Origin of the sequence: Ruegeria sp. HKCCD6119 (assembly GCF_013110585.1) — a bacterium.
Lineage (GTDB): Bacteria > Pseudomonadota > Alphaproteobacteria > Rhodobacterales > Rhodobacteraceae > Ruegeria.
In genome coordinates, this window is the sequence record NZ_WVQV01000001.1 from 1,309,938 (window position 1) to 1,330,038 (window position 20,101).

At 58.2% G+C, this 20,101-nt stretch carries 17 protein-coding genes; 9 read left to right on the forward strand and 8 right to left on the reverse strand.

Annotated features, from left to right (window positions below):
- From GS611_RS06575 to GS611_RS06600, 6 genes are all read left to right on the forward strand, one after another.
- Complete coding sequence (locus GS611_RS06575) at positions 1-1,077, forward strand: ABC transporter ATP-binding protein (protein ID WP_171633480.1); 1,077 nt, start codon at positions 1-3, stop codon at positions 1,075-1,077.
- Positions 1,074-1,937: a carbohydrate ABC transporter permease gene (locus tag GS611_RS06580; RefSeq protein ID WP_152457521.1), complete on the forward strand. Its 864-nt coding sequence runs from the start codon at positions 1,074-1,076 to the stop codon at positions 1,935-1,937. The genes GS611_RS06575 and GS611_RS06580 overlap by 4 nt, the downstream gene beginning before the upstream one ends.
- Positions 1,934-2,731, forward strand: coding sequence for a carbohydrate ABC transporter permease (locus GS611_RS06585; protein WP_152457520.1), 798 nt, complete (start codon positions 1,934-1,936; stop codon positions 2,729-2,731). Before GS611_RS06580 ends, GS611_RS06585 begins: the two co-directional genes overlap by 4 nt.
- Positions 2,732-2,739: 8 nt before the next feature.
- Positions 2,740-3,141, forward strand: a complete 402-nt coding sequence (locus GS611_RS06590) for a DUF2160 domain-containing protein (RefSeq protein WP_171633483.1) — start codon at positions 2,740-2,742, stop codon at positions 3,139-3,141.
- Between the two features lie 65 nt (positions 3,142-3,206).
- Complete coding sequence (locus tag GS611_RS06595) at positions 3,207-3,602, forward strand: BlaI/MecI/CopY family transcriptional regulator (RefSeq protein ID WP_170346648.1); 396 nt, start codon at positions 3,207-3,209, stop codon at positions 3,600-3,602.
- Positions 3,589-4,686: a M56 family metallopeptidase gene (locus GS611_RS06600; RefSeq protein ID WP_171633486.1), complete on the forward strand. Its 1,098-nt coding sequence runs from the start codon at positions 3,589-3,591 to the stop codon at positions 4,684-4,686. Before GS611_RS06595 ends, GS611_RS06600 begins: the two co-directional genes overlap by 14 nt.
- Positions 4,687-4,696: 10 nt before the next feature.
- On the opposite strand, the gene GS611_RS06605 is transcribed toward GS611_RS06600, so the two are convergent.
- The 5 genes from GS611_RS06605 to xylF form a co-directional block, all read right to left on the reverse strand.
- Entirely contained in the window at positions 4,697-6,052 is a 1,356-nt protein-coding gene (locus GS611_RS06605; protein ID WP_171633861.1) for an MATE family efflux transporter, read from the reverse strand.
- 198 nt (positions 6,053-6,250) lie between these two features.
- On the reverse strand, positions 6,251-7,558 hold the full coding sequence (gene xylA, locus GS611_RS06610; RefSeq protein ID WP_171633489.1) for a xylose isomerase: 1,308 nt from the start codon (positions 7,556-7,558) through the stop codon (positions 6,251-6,253).
- Between the two features lie 10 nt (positions 7,559-7,568).
- Positions 7,569-8,366 (reverse strand): ATP-binding cassette domain-containing protein, encoded by a 798-nt coding sequence (locus tag GS611_RS06615; protein WP_171633864.1) that lies wholly within the window; start codon positions 8,364-8,366, stop codon positions 7,569-7,571.
- Positions 8,366-9,664 carry a sugar ABC transporter permease gene (locus GS611_RS06620; protein WP_171633491.1) on the reverse strand — a complete coding sequence of 433 codons (1,299 nt, stop codon included), beginning with the start codon at positions 9,662-9,664 and terminating at the stop codon, positions 8,366-8,368. Before GS611_RS06620 ends, GS611_RS06615 begins: the two co-directional genes overlap by 1 nt.
- A 75-nt stretch (positions 9,665-9,739) precedes the next feature.
- Positions 9,740-10,759: a D-xylose ABC transporter substrate-binding protein gene (xylF, locus tag GS611_RS06625; RefSeq protein WP_171633494.1), complete on the reverse strand. Its 1,020-nt coding sequence runs from the start codon at positions 10,757-10,759 to the stop codon at positions 9,740-9,742.
- Between the two features lie 153 nt (positions 10,760-10,912).
- Here xylF and GS611_RS06630 point away from each other — a divergent pair, with 153 nt between their 5' ends.
- Positions 10,913-12,130: an ROK family transcriptional regulator gene (locus GS611_RS06630; RefSeq protein WP_171633497.1), complete on the forward strand. Its 1,218-nt coding sequence runs from the start codon at positions 10,913-10,915 to the stop codon at positions 12,128-12,130.
- Position 12,131: 1 nt separating this feature from the next.
- A complete protein-coding gene (locus GS611_RS06635; RefSeq protein ID WP_253284954.1) occupies positions 12,132-13,631 on the forward strand; it encodes a CRTAC1 family protein in 1,500 nt (499 codons plus the stop codon).
- Here GS611_RS06635 and GS611_RS06640 read toward each other — a convergent pair whose 3' ends face one another.
- From GS611_RS06640 to xylB, 3 genes are read right to left on the reverse strand one after another with little or no spacing between them, the layout of a single operon-like run.
- Positions 13,632-14,930: a cytochrome-c peroxidase gene (locus GS611_RS06640; RefSeq protein ID WP_371732230.1), complete on the reverse strand. Its 1,299-nt coding sequence runs from the start codon at positions 14,928-14,930 to the stop codon at positions 13,632-13,634.
- Positions 14,927-15,874 (reverse strand): aldose epimerase family protein, encoded by a 948-nt coding sequence (locus GS611_RS06645; protein ID WP_171633501.1) that lies wholly within the window; start codon positions 15,872-15,874, stop codon positions 14,927-14,929. Before GS611_RS06645 ends, GS611_RS06640 begins: the two co-directional genes overlap by 4 nt.
- Positions 15,874-17,331: a xylulokinase gene (xylB, locus tag GS611_RS06650; RefSeq protein WP_171633504.1), complete on the reverse strand. Its 1,458-nt coding sequence runs from the start codon at positions 17,329-17,331 to the stop codon at positions 15,874-15,876. Before xylB ends, GS611_RS06645 begins: the two co-directional genes overlap by 1 nt.
- A 323-nt stretch (positions 17,332-17,654) precedes the next feature.
- Here xylB and GS611_RS06655 point away from each other — a divergent pair, with 323 nt between their 5' ends.
- Entirely contained in the window at positions 17,655-20,084 is a 2,430-nt protein-coding gene (locus tag GS611_RS06655; RefSeq protein ID WP_171633507.1) for an FAD-dependent oxidoreductase, read from the forward strand.
- Positions 20,085-20,101 lie beyond the last annotated feature (17 nt).

The following is a 20,101-nucleotide window of genomic DNA, read 5'->3' on the forward strand; positions in this document are numbered from 1 at the left end:
ATGGCACAGATCAAACTTTCAAACCTCCGCCACAGCTACATGCCGTCGCCAAAAGGCCCCGAGGATTATGCGCTGAAGGAAATCGACGTGACCTGGCGTGATGGCGGGGCCTATGCGCTGCTGGGGCCGTCAGGCTGCGGCAAGTCCACGCTGCTGAACATCATCTCGGGCCTGCTGACCCCGTCCGAAGGGCAGATCCTGTTCGACGACCGTGACGTGACCGCTCTGCCCCCTGATCAGCGCAACATCGCACAGGTGTTCCAGTTTCCGGTGATTTACGACACGATGACCGTGGGCGAGAACCTGGCCTTTCCGCTGAAGAATCGCGGCGTCGATCCGGCGACGATCAAGCGCCGCGTCGATGCGATCGCCGAGATGCTGGATGTCACCGACATGCTAAACACCCGTGCCAGCGGCCTCAGCCCGGACAACAAGCAGAAAATCTCGATGGGTCGCGGCCTGGTCCGCGACGACGTAAACGCGGTGATGTTCGATGAACCTCTGACCGTGATCGACCCGCATCTGAAATGGAAGCTGCGGTCCAAGCTGAAAGAACTGCACCAGCGCGTCAAGGCGACGATGATCTATGTCACCCACGACCAGACCGAGGCCCTGACCTTCGCGGACGAGGTCGTGGTGATGCAAGAGGGCGAAGTGGTGCAGATCGGCACCCCGGTAGAATTGTTCGAGCGCCCGCAGCATACGTTCGTGGGCCATTTCATCGGCTCGCCCGGCATGAACGTGCTGCCTTGCGAAGCGCGCGGCGACCGCGCCCTGTTCGAAGGGCACGAAGTCATGCTGGAAGGTCCCATTCATGGTGATGGTGGCCGCACCGATCTGGGTATTCGCCCGGAATATGTCGGCTTCGGCGAGACCGGCATCCCGGCGCATGTGACTAAGGTTTCCGACATCGGTCGCCACTTTGTGGTCAGCGCGATGGTCGGCAATACCGCCCTAAAGGCCGTGACCGAACACAGCGCGCCCGAACCCGGATCACAGGTCTTCCTGCAATTCAAACCCGAACAATCCCGCGTCTACCGCGACGGCTGGATCGCAACCGAGGAGCGGGCCCAATGAGAACAGAAAATCAAAAAGCGTGGTTCTTTGTCCTACCCGTGCTGGCACTGGTCGCGTTCAACGCGTTGGTGCCGATGATGACAGTGGTCAACTATTCGGTGCAGGAAACCTTTGGCAATAACCAGTTTTTCTGGGAAGGCCTGGGTTGGTTCGAACAGATCCTGCGGTCGGACCGGTTTCAGGCAGCACTTGGACGACAGTTCCTGTTTACTTTCCTGATCCTGATCATCGAAGTGCCTCTTGGCATCATCGTGGCCCTGTCGATGCCGCGCAAAGGTTTCTGGGTGCCTGTCTGTCTGGTGCTGATGGCCCTGCCGATGCTGATCCCGTGGAACGTCGTTGGGTCCATGTGGAACATCTTCACCCTGCCCAAAATCGGTCTGTTGGGATATTTCTTGAATGACGTTCTGGGCATCAACTATGACATGACGCAACAGCCGCTTTCGGCCTGGATCACCGTCATCGTCATGGATGTCTGGCACTGGACGTCGCTGGTCGTGTTGCTGTGCTATGCAGGCCTCGTGTCGATCCCGGACGCCTACTATCAGGCGGCCAAGATCGACGGCGCAAGCCCATGGTCGGTGTTCCGCTACATCCAGCTGCCCAAGATGAAGACGGTTCTGACGATCGCGGTCCTGTTGCGGTTCATGGACAGTTTCAACATCTATACCGAGCCCTTCGTGCTGACCGGGGGTGGGCCCGGCAACTCGACCACCCTGCTGTCGATCGACCTTGTGAAGATCGCGCTGGGGCAGTTCGACCTTGGCCCTGCGGCTGCGATGAGCCTGATCTATTTCGCCATCACGCTGCTGGTTTCGTGGCTCTTCTACACCCTCATGACAAAGGATGACGCGCAATGAAGAAGCGGTCTCTCATCCCGATCCTCTATATCGCGTTCCTAATGCTGCCGATCTATTGGCTGGTGGCGATGTCCTTCAAGACTACGAACGAGATCCTGTCGGGCTTTTCCCTGTTCCCCCAGACCTTTACGCTGGAGAATTACATCACCATCTTCACGGACCCGACGTGGTACTGGGGCTATATCAACTCGATCACCTATGTGACGTTGAACACGGTGCTTTCGGTCAGCGTTGCCTTGCCCGCTGCCTATGCGTTTTCGCGGTATCGGTTTTTGGGCGACAAGCAGCTGTTCTTCTGGCTGCTGACCAACCGGATGGCCCCGGCAGCGGTCTTCGCCTTGCCGTTCTTCCAGCTCTATTCTTCGATCGGCCTGTTCGACACGCATCTGGCTGTGGCACTGGCGCATACATTGTTCAACGTGCCGCTGGCAGTTTGGATTTTGGAAGGCTTCATGCGGGGAATTCCAAAAGAGCTGGATGAAACCGCCTATGTCGACGGCTATTCCTTCCCGCGTTTCTTCGTGACGATCTTCCTGCCCAATATCAAAGCGGGCGTGGGCGTGGCGGCCTTCTTCTGCTTCATGTTCTCGTGGGTGGAAATGCTGCTGGCCAAGACGCTTACGGCGGTCGAGGCCAAACCCATCGCCGCCGTGATGACCCGCACCGCGTCCAGCGCGGGCTATGAATTGGGCCTGCTGGCCGCCGCCGGCACCCTGACCATCATCCCCGGCGCCATCGTCATCTGGTTTGTCCGCAACTACATCGCGCGTGGTTTCGCGATGGGACGTGTGTGAGGTTCGATATGCGTAAACTTCTTCTCACCCTTCTTTTTCTGCCTTCCGCGACCTTTGCCCAGCAGGCCGGATGGGGCAGCGTCGGCCAGCCAGAGGAAAAAGGCTTTTCCTGGACTGCGCCACTGTGGCCCGATTTCTGGATGGCCTGGACCCCGGCGACACTTGCCGTATTTGTCGGCATCTTTTCGGCCATCGCACTGATTGGCATTCTTGAGGGCTTCAAGTATCGAGATGGCATAGAGCGGCGCGGTGTACTGGGGCTGACAACCACATTGGGCGATCGGCTCTTCATCACCCTTCTGGGGTCCGCCTATATCTTCCTCGCCTGGCTGGGCCTTGTCGGGCAGCCGGTATGGACACCTCTTTTCCTGTCTATCGGCTGGGGCGTTTTTGTGTTCTGGAAAGTTTAGACTTTGAGAAATCGCGAAAGGATGCTTGTCTGTCAGGCATACTAAACATGACAACACCGAGATCGATGCGAAAGAAAAAGACAACAAATCTGCTGACCGAGGTTGAACTGGAGTTCATGAACGAGCTCTGGGCCCTCGGGCAAGGCTCGGTGCGAGATGTCCTGGACCGCCTGCCTTCGGAGCGCAATCTGGCCTATACATCCGGTGCCACGATCCTGCGTATCCTGGACGAGAAAGGTTTTGTGGAAAGCCGCAAGACAGGAAAGACCCTGATCTATACGCCGCTTCTGGAAAAGGACAGATATCAGGCCCGGTCTTTGCAAAACCTGTCCCGCACTCTGTTCGACGACACACCCGCCACACTGGTGGCCCGGCTTGTCGATGATGCGGGGCTGAGCGAAGCCGACCTGGAGGAAATTCGAGCACTGGTAGAAAGGAGACTGCAAAATGACAGCGGTTAGACCGGTTCTCGACACGTTTATCGAACTCAACATCGTGCTGGCCTTGTCAGCCGTCATCTGGCTGGCGGCCCGCGCAGCCCTGACCCGAACAGCCCTGCGCCACAGCTATGTCGCGCAGTTGCGTGCGCTCAAGGCGCTGTGCGTGTGCGTCCTGATCAGCCCGTTTCTTGCGTTGGGCGTGTCATCATTCGCCTCTTACGCATGGCCGGGCAGCGCCATGGCGCTTGGCGACATCGCCGTTGCCGCCTATCTGCGCGGCGATATCGCCATGCCCGCCACCCAGTTCGAGGCCTTGCTGAACACCCGTGAACGGTGGGTGGACCTTGCATTGTCAGGGCAACAGCCGGTGATAACTGCCCTTGCAACGCTGCTTGTTTTGGTCGCCGCCCTGTTTGCGGCCCGCGCTCTGAGGGACGCGGCGATGATCCGTCAGACAGTCAAATCCAGCTTTCTTTGGCGGCAGTCGGCCAAGGTAGACATTCGTCTTTCGGATCGCATCACCGTACCGTTCGCTGTGCGCGGATTGCGCCGTCGCCATGTCGTTCTGCCAAGCCATCTGCTGGATACCCCGCACGAACTGCGCTTTGCTTTGGCACACGAGCTTCAGCATGTTCGGGCCGGTGACGTGGAATGGGAACTGGGCTTTGAAATGCTGCGCCCGTTGTTGTTCTGGAACCCAGCCTATCTGATGCTCAAGTATCAGTTCGGCCGCTTGCGTGAACTGGCATGCGACCAGTCCGTGGTGGCCCGCAAACGGATCGATGCGCGCGAATACACTTCCTGCCTGCTGGATTATTGCGCGCGTACGATCTCGGCAAACAATCCTCGCGTTCTTAATGTTGCGTTTGTGACGGGCGGCAAGGCCAAGCGCGTGCTGCGTCAGCGCGTGCTTGCATTGACCGATGCACAGCCGGCGGTGCCCACCCTGCCCGCTCTGTTCCTGGGGATGGCATTGACCTTCGCCACCCTTCTTGCATTGGGGTCTGCGTCGATCCAGCAAACGCAGGACTGGAGCCATGACCGCCTGATGCTGTCAACCGTGGTCAATCTGGAACGGCTGGAAGCACGCAATCAGGGGAACTGATCCGACCTGATCACCAGCCGCGACGCCCGAACAGCGAATGAAGCCGACCCTGATCTGAAAAAGGCTCGAGCGCTTGCGAGCGCTCCAACCGCGCCACGACCCGCGCGACCATAACCCAGCCTATGACTGCAAAGATGACGCCTCCAAACGCCTGCCCCAGCAGAACGCCGGATGCGCCGGCGATCTGTGAACCAATCGTCGCGAAAACCCAAGTGCCGATAGTGTGACGACCCCAGTTTATCCATGTGGAATAGACCGGATGCCCCAGATTGTTGAAGCTGGCATTTGTCACGAAGATCACGCCATTGAAGAACGAAGCCAAAGCCAACGGACCGCAGAACAGATAGATCAGACTTCGGGTTTCGCCCTCGGCTGCGAACAAATCTGCAATCGGGGCGCGCAGCAAAAACAAAATGGCCGACATGCAAACGACATAAAGGGCCGTGAACTTGATCCCTGCCAGAAAGGCAGCGCGCACACGATCGAATTTTTCGGCCCCGAAATTCTGCCCGATGATTGGCCCTATCGCGCCGGACAGCGCGAAGATGACCGAAAATGCCACTGGCAAAAGGCGCCCGATCACCGCCATGCCCGCAACCGCATCCGTTCCATATAGCGCGATTTCCCGCACAACGATTGCATTGCCGATCGGCGTGGCGACATTTGTCAGCACCGCTGGAATTGCAATCGCCCGCACGGGGCGCAAATCCTTTGCAACCTGCTTCAGTGAAGGGTGCGCAAATCCCCGATGCACCCGAAGCGCTGGCCACAACGCCGCCCCCAACATGCACAGCCGCGCCAGGACCGAGGCGATAGCGGCGCCATCCAGCCCCAGCCCGACCGCAAAGATCAGTATCGGGTCCAGAACCGCATTCACCACTCCGCCGTAAATCGTGGCCATCATTGACCTCGGCGCATCGCCATGGGCGCGCAGCACGGCCATCGCCGTCATCGCAATGGACATCACGAACATGGTCGGAAGGATGATCGACACATAACGCGTCGCCAGCCTCAGAACCTCTCCTTCCGCGCCAAGCAAGGACAGCAGGTAGCTGAGGTTAAACAAGACCAGTCCCGAGGTCGTCAGCCCGGCAATCAGCCCGATAACGGCCACGCTGGACGCGTAATGCCTTGCTTGTTCAGCCCGCCCGGCCCCCAGTTCGCGCGCAACCAGCGCCCCGGCGGAAATCGACAATCCGATATTGATCGCGTTGGTGAAAAACAGCAGCGTCCCGGCATAGCCCACCGCCGCCGCCAGCGCATCGTTGCCCAACATCGAGATGAAGATCATATCGACAAAGTCGACGGCAAAAATGGCCATCAGGCCAATGCTGGTGGTCAATGACATGCGTGTCACATGCAGCATCAGACTGCCGCTCAGAAACACCGCTTTGCCTGCCGATTGATCCGCCAAAACCCTGCTCGCCCCACTTGTTCGACCCCGACGGGCCTTTGATGCCGTTGCGCCCAGCAAGGGAAAGCCCCGGGCAACGCTGAAGCAAACTCACGCGTTTCCGGGGCATTGTACACAAGTTATTTTAAGGACCGGCTGATCCCACGGGGATCAAACAAATCGGTTCACGTAGTTCTCGAGGATTTCCTGACGCCCCGAGCGCGGATCTGGATTGAGATCCTCGGCCAGCACCCGCGCTGCAATCTCGTCAAGACCAGAGGTCAGCATTGCCTGCGCCTCGGGCGTATTCCAGCCCGTGTACCGATCAGCCAGCGCTTGTTCCAATCCGCCATCTTCGATCATCGCTGCCGCTGCTTTCAGGCCCCGGGCACAGATATCCATCCCGCCCACATGCGCGGCGATCAGATCTTCGGCGTCGATCGACTGCCTGCGCAGCTTGGCATCGAAATTGGTACCGCCGGTGGTAAATCCACCCGCTTTCAGGATGTGGTAATAGGCCAGCGCAACCTCGGGAGTGTTGTTGGGGAACTGATCCGTATCCCACCCGGATTGATAATCGTTCCGGTTCATGTCGATGGAGCCCAGCATCCCTTCGGCTGCGGCTACGGCAATCTCATGTTCAAAACTGTGCCCCGCCAGAATCGCGTGACCCTGTTCGAGGTTCAGCTTGACCTCATTCTCAAGCCCGTATTTGCGCAGGAAACCGATGCAGGTCGCGGCATCGAAATCATATTGGTGCTTTGATGGCTCCTGCGGTTTGGGTTCGACAAGGATCGCACCTTTGAACCCGATCTTGTGCTTGTACTCGACCACCATGTTCAGGAACCGGCCCATATGATCCAGCTCGGTTTTCATGTCGGTGTTGAGCAGCGTCTCGTACCCTTCGCGCCCGCCCCACAGCACATAGTTTTCGCCGCCCAGTTTGTGGGTGGCATCCATGCAGGATTTCACCGTGGCGGCAGCAAAGGCAAAGACGTCGGGGTCGGGATTGGTGCTGGCACCGCCCATCCAGCGGCGATGGCTGAACATGTTGGCCGTACCCCACAACAGCTTGGTGCCGGACACTTGCATCTTTTCACCGATATAGTCGGTGATCTCGTTCAACGTGTGGAGATTTTCGGCGAAGTTCCCCTGTTCAGGTCGGATATCGGCATCATGCCAGCAGAAATAGGGCTGTCCCAGAATCTGGAACATCTCGAACGCGATATCGGCCTTCATCTTGGCGCGGCCCATGTCATCCTGTGGGTGCCAGGGGCGCTCGAAAGTGGGGCCGCCAAACGGATCTCCACCCTCCCACGCGAAGGAATGCCACCACGCCACGGCAAAACGCAGGTGATCCTCCATGCGCTTGTCCAAGATGATCTCGTCCGGGTTGTAGTGGCGGAATGCGAGCGGGTTCTTGCTGTCCTCGCCTTCAAATTGGACTTCTTCAATTCCCTGAAAGAAACCGCTCGTCATTTCGCTTACCTCATTCCGTCTTTTCGCCGGGCTTTTTGCCCAGAATGATCATCGACAACAGATCGTCATCGGTGACGTCTGCGATATCGACCGTTCCAACCAATTGCCCGTTCTTCATGACCGAGGCCCGGTCACACAGCTCCATCACCGCGTGTACATCGTGGTCGATCAGGAAAATCCCGATCCCCTGCGCCTTAAGCTGTTGGATCAGGTCCGCCACCATCTGTGTTTCGTGCGGACCAAGTGCGGCCGTGGGCTCGTCCATGATCAGGATACGCGCGTTGAAATACACCGCCCGTGCAATGGCCACCGATTGACGCTGACCGCCCGACAGGGCCGAGACCGGATCATTGAACTTCTGAAAGTTCGGGTTCAGCTGCGCCATGATCTTGCGGCATTCCGCCTCCATCGCGGCGTCGTTGACCAGGCCAAAGGGCGTGACCATTTCGCGGCCCAGAAACAGGTTTGAACTTGCATCCAGGTTGTCCGCCAGCGCCAGCGTCTGATAGATCGTCTCGATATTGTTGGCGCGCGCGTCGCGGGGGTTGTTGATCTCGACCTTTTTGCCGTCGATCAGGATTTCGCCATGGTCCATCTGATAGGCGCCCGAAAGAACCTTGATCAGGGTGGATTTACCGGCCCCGTTGTGGCCCAGAAGGCCCACGACCTCGCCCGGGTAGAGATCTACCGACACATGGTCTACCGCCTTGATACCCCCGAAGGAAATCGAGATATCGCGCATTTCCACCAGCGGAGGCTGGCCGGACCCACGGCCCGAAGCTTGGTTCTGTGTTTCTTGAGCTTGCATCATTTCGCCCCCAGACGTTTGCGATAGACGATGTCGATATAGACGGCCAGAACCAGGACGGTGCCGACGACAATGTTCTGGAACGGCGCGTCAACGCCAACCATGGCCATGCCCGATTGCAGCGCCTGCATGATCAACGCGCCAAGGATTGCGCCGTAGATCGTTCCGATGCCGCCGGACAGCGCGGTTCCACCAATCACGGCAGCGGCAATCACGCGAAGCTCATCCAGCGTTCCGATATCATTCGAGTGATTGGCCAGCCGGGCCGAGGCCACAACCGCCGACAGCGCGCACAGGAACCCCATCAGGGCAAAGATCTTGACGGTCATCAAACGGGTGTTGATGCCCGACAACTCGGCCGCGTCCGGGTTGCCGCCGGTGGCAAAGATGTAGCGGCCAAAGCGGGTTTTGCGGGCCACGACGGTCAATGTCACCGCCACAATGATCAGGATCAGCACCGAGATCGGAATGCCGTATCCCACAACCAACCCTTCCGGCATGGTCTCGCCGCGCGCTTCGAACATGCGTTCAAGACGACGGGTCGGGATCGCATAGCTGTTGACGATCAACACGTACCCCATGATGGCAAGGCCGATGATCCCGGCCAGCGTTGTTTCAGCCCAGACCGGCTTAACAGGGAAACCATGAGCGGCTTTGGACCGGCGACCGCTCCACAACGCCCAGATCGCAACAGCCGTGGCGGCCAGGCCGAACAGGAGGCTGACGGTTGTTCCCAAGGTTCCGTTGGTGCCGCCAAACATCAGAAACGTGCTGTCCAGCGGGCCGATCGTCTGGCCGTCGGTCATGTACCAGGCGACGTTGCGCCAGACCAGAAAACCGCCAAGCGTCACGATAAAGGCTGGTATGGTCAGATACCCCACCATCCAACCGTGGAACGCGCCGATCAATGTGCCAACCACAAGGCCCACCACCAACGTGATCGCCCAGGTCGCCGGGTGGTTCAAACCCATGCCCAGAACATTCGGCAAGAGCTCGGTCTGGGTCATCGCCATCACGGCAGATGTGGTCGCCAGCAGCGCCCCAACCGACAGGTCAATGTGGCGCATGACGATGATGAACACCATGCCGCAGGCCATGATCGCAACCGAGACGGTCTGGATCGACAGGTTGAACAGGTTTCTGGGCGTCAGAAAGCGGCCATCCGTCACGATGTTGAAGCCAATGCACAGGATGATGAAGGCGCCGATCATGCCCAATAGCCGCATATCCAGTTCCAGTTGCTGAAACAGGTTGGCCTTTGCTTTTTGGGGTACCGGCTGAGACGAAGTTTCGGTCATATCCGATCTTTCATGTTCAGCTATGATCTCTGGCCCACCCTTGCGGGCCAGAGATATTTTGGTTTGGAACCTGGTTTAGTTACAGGGTGCAGGGCCGTTTTCGACGCCCTGACACAGGTCTTCCAACGGAATCCAGCCAGCATCGACCACGACGGACAGGTTGTCTTTGGTGATCGGTACAGGCGCAAGGAAGACCGAGTTCATCTCGGTCCCACCGGGCGAAGTCCAGCTGATCGCGCCTTCGACATCCGCAGGGCTTGTTCCGTTGCTCAACGCAACCGCGATTTCACCGGCAGCTTTGCCCAACTCGCGTGCGTCTTTCCAGACCGAGACGGTCTGCGTGCCCTTGGCAACACGATTCAGCGCCGCGTGGTCGCCATCCTGACCCGAGACCGGAATGCCTTCCATGCCCTGCGCGGTCAGGGCTGCAACAACGCCACCAGCAGTACCGTCATTCGAGGCGACCACGGCATCAACGTTGTTTTCATTCGCGGTTAGGATCTGTTCCATGTTGCGCTGTGCGTTCGCAGGCAGCCAACCGTCGGTGTAAGCTTCACCCACGATGACGATATCGCCGCTGTCAACGGCGGCCTGAATGATCTCTTGCTGACCGCCGCGCAGGAAATCCGCGTTCGGATCCGTGGGCGAGCCCTTGATCATCACATAGTTGCCTTTCGGCATCGCCTCGAACACCGCGCGGGCCTGCATCCGGCCAACTTCAACGTTATCGAATGTCAGATAGAAGGCACGGTCATCTTCGATCAGACGGTCATACGCGATGACCGGAATGCCTTCGTCTGCCGCCGCCTGCACAGCCGGGCCGATGGCCTGGGAATCCTGCGCCAGAATGATCAGCGCATCAACGCCCTGGGCGATCAGACTTTCAATATCCGACAATTGCTTGGCAGAAGAAGATTGGGCATCAGACGAGATGTATTCCGCACCGCCCGCTTCCAGTGCAGCCTTGATCGCCGCTTCGTCGGTCTTCCAACGCTCTTCCTGGAAATTCGACCAGCTTACGCCGACCGTGGGCTCTGCGAATGCGGCTGTCCCCATCAGGACCGCCACGACAGAGGCGCTGAGAATTCGTTTCATGATTTCCTCCCGGTTTCATTGGGCCATCGCTTCATGATTCGTGGCCCCGATAATTCTGAGTAGCATATTTATTTCAGTCGGTAAAATATTTATGCTATCGGTAACTAAAAAAATCACCTAGGTTGAAACAGGGATCAGATTCGCGAGGGCAAGATGCTGAAAAGCAAAGCTTCTTCAAATGCCACGGACCAAAGGAACGTCACTCGCCTGCGCGTTCTGGAAAAAATCCGGGCCACAGGCACCATTTCGCGAATCGACATCGCCAGCGCGTTGGAGACCAGCCCAGCAACCATCACGACCGCCACTGCCGATCTGCTGTCTGCCGGTCTGATTGAGGAAATAGAAAGCGAAACATCTTCCAAATCAGCGCGCCGCGGCAGACCGCGGGTACAATTGAAACTGAATGGCGCGTCACATCTGATTGCGGGCGTGAAAGTCGCCCGCCAGCAGGTTTCAGTCATTCTCGTGGATTTCGAAGGAACCGAAATCACTTCGTACACGCATCCGCTGGACCAAGCCCGCATGGCCCCGAATGCGTTTGCCAAAAAGATCCGCGCCGTGCTTGATCAGGCCTGCGCCTCGGCAAACCGATCCCTTGCCGATTTGTCAGGTGTCTGCATCGGCATCGCTGGCCTTATCGATGCAAATCAGAACTTCGTGCATTGGTCATCTTCGCTGACGGAACGAAATGTGGATTTGAGCCCGCTGTTGTCCGAGGTGCTCCCCTGCCCTGCCTTCATCGAAAACGACGCCAATCTGGTCGCAAAGGCAGAACAGCTTTTCGGATTGGGAAAGGGGCTGAAGAATTTTTTGGTTGTTACGATCGAACACGGCATCGGCCTGGGCATCGTTCTTGATGGCAAGCTTTATCGCGGTGAACGCGGATGCGGCGCAGAATTCGGGCACCTCAAAGTTCAGTTGGACGGCGCCTTGTGTCAGTGCGGGCAGCGCGGATGCCTCGAGGCCTATGTGGGGGAATACGCCCTGATCCGCGAAGCCACGATCGCCAGTGAAGCAACGGATCCCCGCACTCTTGTCGATATACTCGCGGCAGCAAAAGCCGGCGACGCCCGATCCATTTCCGTTCTGGCCCGCGCGGGCCAAATGTTCGGGATGGGGGTTTCGAACCTGATCAATCTGTTCGACCCCGAATGCATTATCCTGTCCGGCGCCAGAGGTCGCTTTGATTACCTGCATTCGGACGAGGTGATGGCACGTGTCCAAAACGGCGTCGTCAGCGTCGACGCGCCGTTGCCGGAAATCAAGGTCAACCACTGGGGCGATTCAATGTGGGCAAAAGGGGCAGCGGCTTATGGGATTGAACAAGTCTCTATCTTGAAGGTCAGGGAACTGGCGGCTCATGCGAACTAAGATGGCAATCTTGCTTGCGGTAGGTTCCGCTGCCGCTGCGGACATCGCTCCACCCCGCTTTCAAAAGGTGGAAACCCCCGGCCATGTTTACGATGGCGGCTGGGAACATTTCGTCGGCGGGGGTGTCGCGGTCTTCGACTGCAATGATGACGACCGCCCTGAAATGTTCGTGGCTGGCGGATCAAACCCAGCACAATTGTTCATCAACACATCCGACACAGATGTCAGTTTTCTTCCGGATGCGCCAGGTCAGTTATCCTTGACCCGTGTGACCGGCGCATACCCGGTAGACATTGATGGCGATGGGATCCTGGACCTTGCGGTCTTACGCCTAGGCAAAGACCTGTTGCTGCGCGGCAAACCGAACTGCGCGTTCGAGCCGTTCACGGCACTGGGTTTTCAGCCTCAGGACCATTGGACCACCGGCTTTTCCGCCACTTGGGAACGCGGGCAAACCCTGCCAACGCTGGCCTTTGGAACCTATGTCGACCGAAGCAATCCGGACGGACCTTTTGAGGCTTGCGGGCCGACGCTTCTGTACCGACCCCAAGGCGAAAAGTATGGCGATCCTGTCCGTTTGGAACCCGGTCACTGTTCCCTTTCGATCCTGTTTTCCGATTGGGCGCGCACGGGCCGCGCGGATCTGCGTGTCAGCAATGACCGCCACTACTATGTGCGTGGTGGGCAAGAGCAATTGTGGGCTATGGAAGACACCCCGCGCCTGTACAGCAAGGCCGATGGATGGCTGCCCTATTCGATCTGGGGCATGGGGATCGCCTCGCGGGATCTGACCGGTGACGGTTTTTCCGATGTTTACCTGACGTCCATGGGGGACCAGAAATTCCAGGTTTTTGATCCTGCATCAGATGGGCCAACATGGCGGGATGCAACCTACGACCGTGGAACAACGGCACACAGGCCACATGCAGGAGAAGACGGCCGCCCCTCGACCGGCTGGCATGCACAGTTCGGGGACGTCAACAATGACGGGCTGGACGACATTTTCGTCGCCAAAGGCAATGTTGAGCAGATGCCCGACGCGGCGCAGAACGACCCCAACAACCTGTTGATGCAGACCGCCGACGGTCAGTTTGTCGAAACAGCATCAGAGGCTGGTGTCGCGTCCATGGCAAAGTCCCGCGGCGGGGCGCTGGCGGATTTCAACGGGGATGGGTGGTTGGATTTGGTGGTGGTCAATCGCGGCTCGGACCTTGAGGTTTTCCAGAATGAACCGACGACCGGCAACTGGCTCATGATTGATCTCGGCCAGAGCCACCCCAACAGACAGGCAGTCGGCGGTTTTATCGAGGTCAGGACGCCCGAGGGCGTTCAAACCCGTGAAGTGACCATTGGCGGGGGGCACGCCAGCGGAATTGCAGGGTTCCACCACTTTGGTCTAGGAAACTTCGAAACTGCGGAAATAAGGGTGATCTGGCCTGATGGTGAGCATGGAGATTGGCAGAAGGTAGATGCCAATCAGGTGATCCGCCTCAGCCGTTGATCACTGATCGACGGGCATTCCGCTGGGAACCGTTTGGGGAACACCCAGCCGCACAGCCGGATCTTCCAGCGTGCCCAGAAAACTCAAGATGGCATCGACCTCGTCTTCACTCAGGTCGATGGGCGCCAGATCGTTCGACGCTGCTATGGCTTCGACATGCTGGGGGTCAAGCAAAGGCTTTTGATCCTCTGCCCCGAAAAACTCTGGCAGGTCAGCCATTTCGATAGCGTAGTTCCGCAACGCGGAAACCGGATCCAGATGATGACGCACGACATCCTCAAGCCGTGCGTAGGCACCGCTGTGGCCATATGGCGCCGTCAGGGTCACGTTGCGCAGCGAAGGCGTGCGGAATGCGAAGGCATCATCCTTGTCGCCCGTGACGCGCAGTCGCCCGTCATCCCGCACATGATTTTCGAAACGGGCTGATTTTCCGGGGCCGATCTGAGGCATGGCGATGGAATGGAACCCGTGATCGGTCTGGAACCAGCCGGAATGGCAGACACTGCATCCAGCCTTTCCGTAGAACAGCGCCATCCCCAGCTGCGCTTGTTCGGGCAGCCTGTCTTCGCCTCGCATCGCACGATCAAACAGGCTGTTGTCAGCCCGCCACTCAAACGCGATGAAATCGGCAATGACATTGGCGATTGCGGTAAAGGAGATGTCTTCTCCGGGCGCGATGTCATCAAATCGCCTTTGATACTCTGGTATCGCCGCCACGCGCGCGGCGATCAGATCCCAGGCGCCACCCTCTTGGGTCAGCAAGCCGAGTCGTACGGCCTTGCTCACCTCGTTTTCAGAATAATGCCCCGCCATTTCGTCAGGCGACAGCACCGGAAACATCGCCTGCGCTGCCAAAGCCGATTTGAACCCCGGCCTCATATGCGTCCCCAACGGCGTTCTAATGCCATTGGGCTGTGACGGATCCGCCTCGAGGCGACCGTCATGAAAAAACGTCGTGAATTCCAGCGCCCCGAGATTCCACATTGCGGGCGAGTTCCGGGGAATGCGCTGTTCGGGTCTGTTGTCTTGTGTGACCTTGCGCTGACCACCCAGCCCGACCCCACCTTCGCCGATACCCAGTGAAAACCCGTCGGACGTTCCCAGCTTCGGATGATGACAGGTTGCGCAGCTTATGTTCTTGTTGCCCGACAGGATCGGATCGTAGAACAGCAGTTGCCCCAACTCTGCGTTAGCAAAGTCAGGTTCGATGAATTCCGGTTTCGGACCAAAGTCTTGCGCCTGAGCAATTGAAAGCGACATCCAGATGCCTACGGCAGTTGCTGCAATCTGAAGTCTCATGATCGTTCCTCGGAAATCTCAAGTGTCAGAGTTTGTCGATACGGGTTGTCCGGCGTATGGATGACGGACGGGAACGCAGGGACATTCACGGCGTTCGGATATCCTGACGGCTCAATGCACAGCCCCGCACACGGGCTAAATCGGCCTGACAGATGTGCCCCGGCATAGACCTGTGCGCCGGGTTGATCTGAATACAGGTTCATCCTCAATCCCGAAGGTGCCGTGACCTCTGCCACCGGATGGTCACGGTTTCCACTTTGATCAAACACAAAATAATGGTCCAGCTCGCGCCCCTCTGCCCCGACGGTGCGGGACAACGCGAAATCTGGCACATTATCGCCGGCGGCTGAGATATCTCCAGAAGGAACGGAACGCGCGTCCAGCTCCAGCACCCGGTTCGATCTTAACCTGAGCCGGCAGTCCATGATATCCTCTGGACAGCCCAGAGTGTAATAATTGTGCTGCGCGATGCTGATCGGCGTTGGGCGATCCGGGCGCGCCCTGATTGTATAGATCAGACGCGGACAGGTCAGTTCGACATGCACCTCGAAATTGACCGCTCCGGGAAAACCGCCTTCACCTTTAGGTGAAGTCAAGGACAGAACCGACTGATTTGGAGAGGTTTTCACGATATCCCAGTATTTGCGTGACAGCCCGCTCGGACCACCATGCAGCGTGGTCGGCCCTTCGTTTGCTGTCAGGTGATGAACACGCCCCTGCAATGCAAACTGTGCCCCGCCGATGCGGTTGGCCACTCGCCCGACCATCGCGCCAAGGTAGAACGGGTCCGACAGGTAATCCTGCGGGTTTTCGTAGCCCAATATCAAAGGTGTTTCGCCAAGCCACCAGCCTTGCGTGATTGCGCCATAGTTCAACAGGGAAACGGACATGTTTCCGTCTTCCAGAAGGACCTGCTCGACAGGCATGCGTTTGGGATCAGCCATCAGCGCGCGGCCAAAGGGGACAAAGCAGCATAGTATTCGCGATACCGCTGATATTCCGCCTCATATGCGCCGGTCAGTTCGAGACGTGGTTCAACACGCTCAGCGACTTCCGGGGACAGCATGACATCCTTGGGGTCGGCGCCGTCCACCGCACATGCAGCAAGACGCGCTGCGCCTATGGCTGCGCCAAACCCACTTCCATCGGGCACAGCAAGCGGCGTGTTCAGAACCGTGGCCAGCGTTTCCAGCCAAAACCGCGACCGCGCCCCGCCACCGACGACCAGCAGACTTTCGGGATTGGTGCCCGTGCTTTTGAGCGCCTCCAAACAATCGCGCATGGCAAAGGAAACCCCCTCTGTCACGGATTGCGTCAGGTCAGCGGGTTCCGATGCGATATCCAGCCCCAGGAATGCCCCGCGTATGTCACTGTCGTTATGGGGCGTCCGTTCACCGGACAGGTACGGAAGGAAGGTGATCTTTGACGGCCCCTTCACCGAATCCGGCAGGGTCGACGCCAGCGCACCGACGGGTTGACCGAGGTGACGCGACAGCCAGTTGAGACTGTTGGTGGCCGACAGGATCACACCCATTTGAATCCAGCGATCCGGAACCGCATGACAAAAGCAATGAACAGCTGTTTCCGGCGCGGGCGCATAGCTTTCCTTTGCGACCAGCAGCACACCCGAAGTGCCCAAGGAAAGAAATCCGCTGCCCTCACCAATACTTCCGATACCGCAGGCCGCTGCCGCATTGTCACCGGCCCCGCCGGCAACCACGACGGGCCCGGTCAAGCCCCACTGCCCGAGGATCTCTGACCGCAGTTCTCCGCCCGCCGAACTGCCTTCAACCAGGTCTGGCATTTGGTCCCAGCGCATGTGGCTTTGATCCAACGCGGTGACTGACCATTCTCGCTTTCCAACGTCCAGCCACGCCGTACCGGCGCTGTCGGATATGTCGCTGACATAGGAACCGGTGAGCCAGAAACGCAGATAATCCTTCGGAAGCAACACTTTGGATGTCTTTTCAAACACGTCGCGCTCGTGTCTGCGCACCCATTCCAGCTTGGGTGCGGTGAAACCCGGAAAAACGATGTTCCCGGTGATCGCGCGCATCGATGGCAGACCATCCAGCTCCGCAGCTTCCTGCGCTGATCTCGTGTCGTTCCAAAGGATACAGGGCCGCAGCACTTTGCCATCCCGATCCAGCAACGTGGCACCGTGCATGTGGCCGCTCAGACCAACGCCGCGCACCGCAGAAAATGCAGCACCATTCAACGCGCGCAATTGGGCAACGACGTTTTGGCAGGCTTCCACCCAATCGGACGGATCTTGTTCCGACCAGCCGGGATGCAACGTCGATGTCTCAACACCTGCTTCGGCTTCGGCGACGACTTTGCCCTCTTCGCTGACCACAATTCCCCGAAGACCTGACGTCCCCAAATCCAGACCGAGATACACGCGATTTTCCCCCTTCGTATGCCGCACGGATCGCGGGCGCAACAAAGCGCACCCCAAGCCGATGTCAGACCTTACCAGCACAGTTTGCGCTAACACAACAATCCGAAACAAAAGATGGCCGGTATTTTTGCGGGCCGCCTCACAGACCGCGTGAGATCGCCGGCAAACCCGATCATGGTTTAACTGAACTCAGCTGGACCGGAAAATTTTTCGAATTGCCTGACGCGGATTTCACGTAAACAGTTCAACCAGTTCTCAGCCCGCTGATTTCGTTTTGACTGACCCTCTGGAAACGAAAACAGCCTCAGGAAGGAATGCGTCGAATGCAGTCACATGCCAAGGTTGTCGTCGTAGGAGGCGGATGCGTTGGGGCTTCGGTTCTTTATGGGCTGACGCAGCACGGGTGCACAGATGCAGTCATGCTGGAGAGAACGACGCTGACCTCCGGCTCTACCTGGCATGCGGCGGGTCTGCTGGTCACCTTCGTGCGATCCCACAACGTTTCGAAGATGACGATGGAGACCATCCGCATCTATTCCGAAGTCGAAAAGAAGATCGGCGCCTCGGTCGGACTGCGCCAGGTGGGCCAGTTGCGCGTTGCCAATACGCAGGAACGCTGGGACGAGTTCCTGTCCTATGTCTCGATTGCCGAAGCTGCCGGTGTGCCCTGCAAACTGCTGACGCCAGAAGAAATCGCCGAACTGCACCCTCTGCTCAACCAATCGGAACATATTCGCGGCGGCATCCTGCATACCGAGGACGGCTATGTGAACCCTGCTGACATCACCATGGCAATGGCCAGGCTGGCGCGCGAGAAAGGCGCCAAAGTGTTTCAGAACACCGAAGCGCAGGCTTACGAAAAACTGGAAAACGGTCATTGGAAGGTGACAACCAATCAAGGTGAGATCACTTGCGAACATCTTGTCTTCGCGACCGGAAACTATGCCCGCGAAAACGCGCGCCGTGTTGGTCTGGATCTGCCTTGCATTCCAATCGTTCACCAATATTGGACGACCGAAACCGTTCCGCTGCTGAAAGAACGCCGCGCGCAAGGGTTGCCCGAGTTCCCGATCCTGCGGGATGAAGATTACGGTGCCTATCTGCGCGAAGATGTGGGCGGCATTCAGTTCGGCCCATATGAGTTCACCAAAGACCTCAAGCTATTTGCCGAAGATCGCGTGCCGCCTGACTTTGGCGCCGACATCTTGCCCGAAGATTTCGACGCGGTCCAAGCGCAGTGGGAACGTGCCATCGAGAGGGTTCCGACACTTGCAGAGGTAGGTATCAAGGCCAACACCCGAGGTCCGTTCCAGATGACACCGGACGAGTTGCCGCTTGCGGGACCCGCACCGGGGCATGAAAACCTGTGGCTGGCCGAAGGCATGCCCGGCGGCATATTGTGGGGTGGAACCGTTGGTGAACGTCTGGCCCGCTGGATTGTCGATGGGGATCCGGGCATGGACATGTCCGAACTCGACCCCCGCCGTTTTTCGGATTACGCGTCCAAGCGGTGGACCATGGACAAGGTGCGCGAAACGTGGGGAACCCACATGAACGCGCACATCCCCGGAGAGGATTTTCCCGGCGCGCGCCCGATGAAAACGATGGGGTCCTACGATCTGCTGAGCGCGCATGGCGCCGTCTGGACCAGCTTCAACGGATATGAGTTTCCGCGCTGGTTCGCCAAATCGCGCAAGGAAGCTGTTCCGGAACATTCCTTCCGACGCACCAACCACATGGAACGCGTTCAGGAAGAGGTGCGCACCACCCGTGACGTGGCCGGGTTCATCGAGATGTCGCCGATGACCAAGTTCACCGTGCGCGGACCGGGGGCTGCCAAATGGCTGGATGGCGTTATGGCGAACAGGCTGCCCAAAGTGGGGCGAATGACCCTGTCGTTTTTGTTGAACCCAAAGGGCGGCATGGATGCGGAATATACGGTCGTCCGCTATGCCGAGAATGATTTTTACCTGGTCTCCACCCCGAATTGGCGCGCCTACAACTGGGATCAACTGCAACGTTTGCTGCCCAATGACAGCTCTATCCTTCTTGAGGATGTTTCAGAACAACTGGGCGTGATTGCACTGGCAGGCCCCAAGGCACGAGAGATCCTGCAACCATTGACCGACAATGATCTGTCGAACGAAACCTTCCCCTGGCTTTCTGCGCAAATGGGTGAAGTGGGCTACGCCAAGGGCGTTCATCTGCTTCGCGTGTCCTATACCGGCGAGCTGGGGTGGGAACTGCATCATCCGGTCGGTTACAACCGCCATCTTGTTGACCTGCTGCTGAAGGCCGGTGTGAAACCTTTCGGGCTTGAGGCACTGGAATCCATGCGTCTTGAAAAGTCTTATCGCGCCATCAATCGCGAAATCTGCAAGGACATGACGCCATACGAGGCCGGCCTTGATCGGTTCGTGGTAACAGATGGTCGCGACTTCATAGGCAAGGCCGCTCTTTTGAAACAGAAAAAGGATGGCGCGTACCGGCGGTTGGTCACGCTGAAACTGCCCTTTGGCGAAACATCGGTGATGTTTGACGAGGGTGTCTATGCTCAGGGCAAGCTGATCGGACGTGTTACCTCGGGCGGGTTCTCTTATTATTGCAACCACGACATTGCGATGGCACTACTGCCACAGAACATGACGGCGCCCGGAACGAAAATGCAGGTGCTGGTCCACAATGAGATGCGCGACGCCGTGGTCATCGACACATGTGCTGTCGATCCCGCAAACACACGCCCGCGCGCTTGAGTGCGAAACAGAAAGAC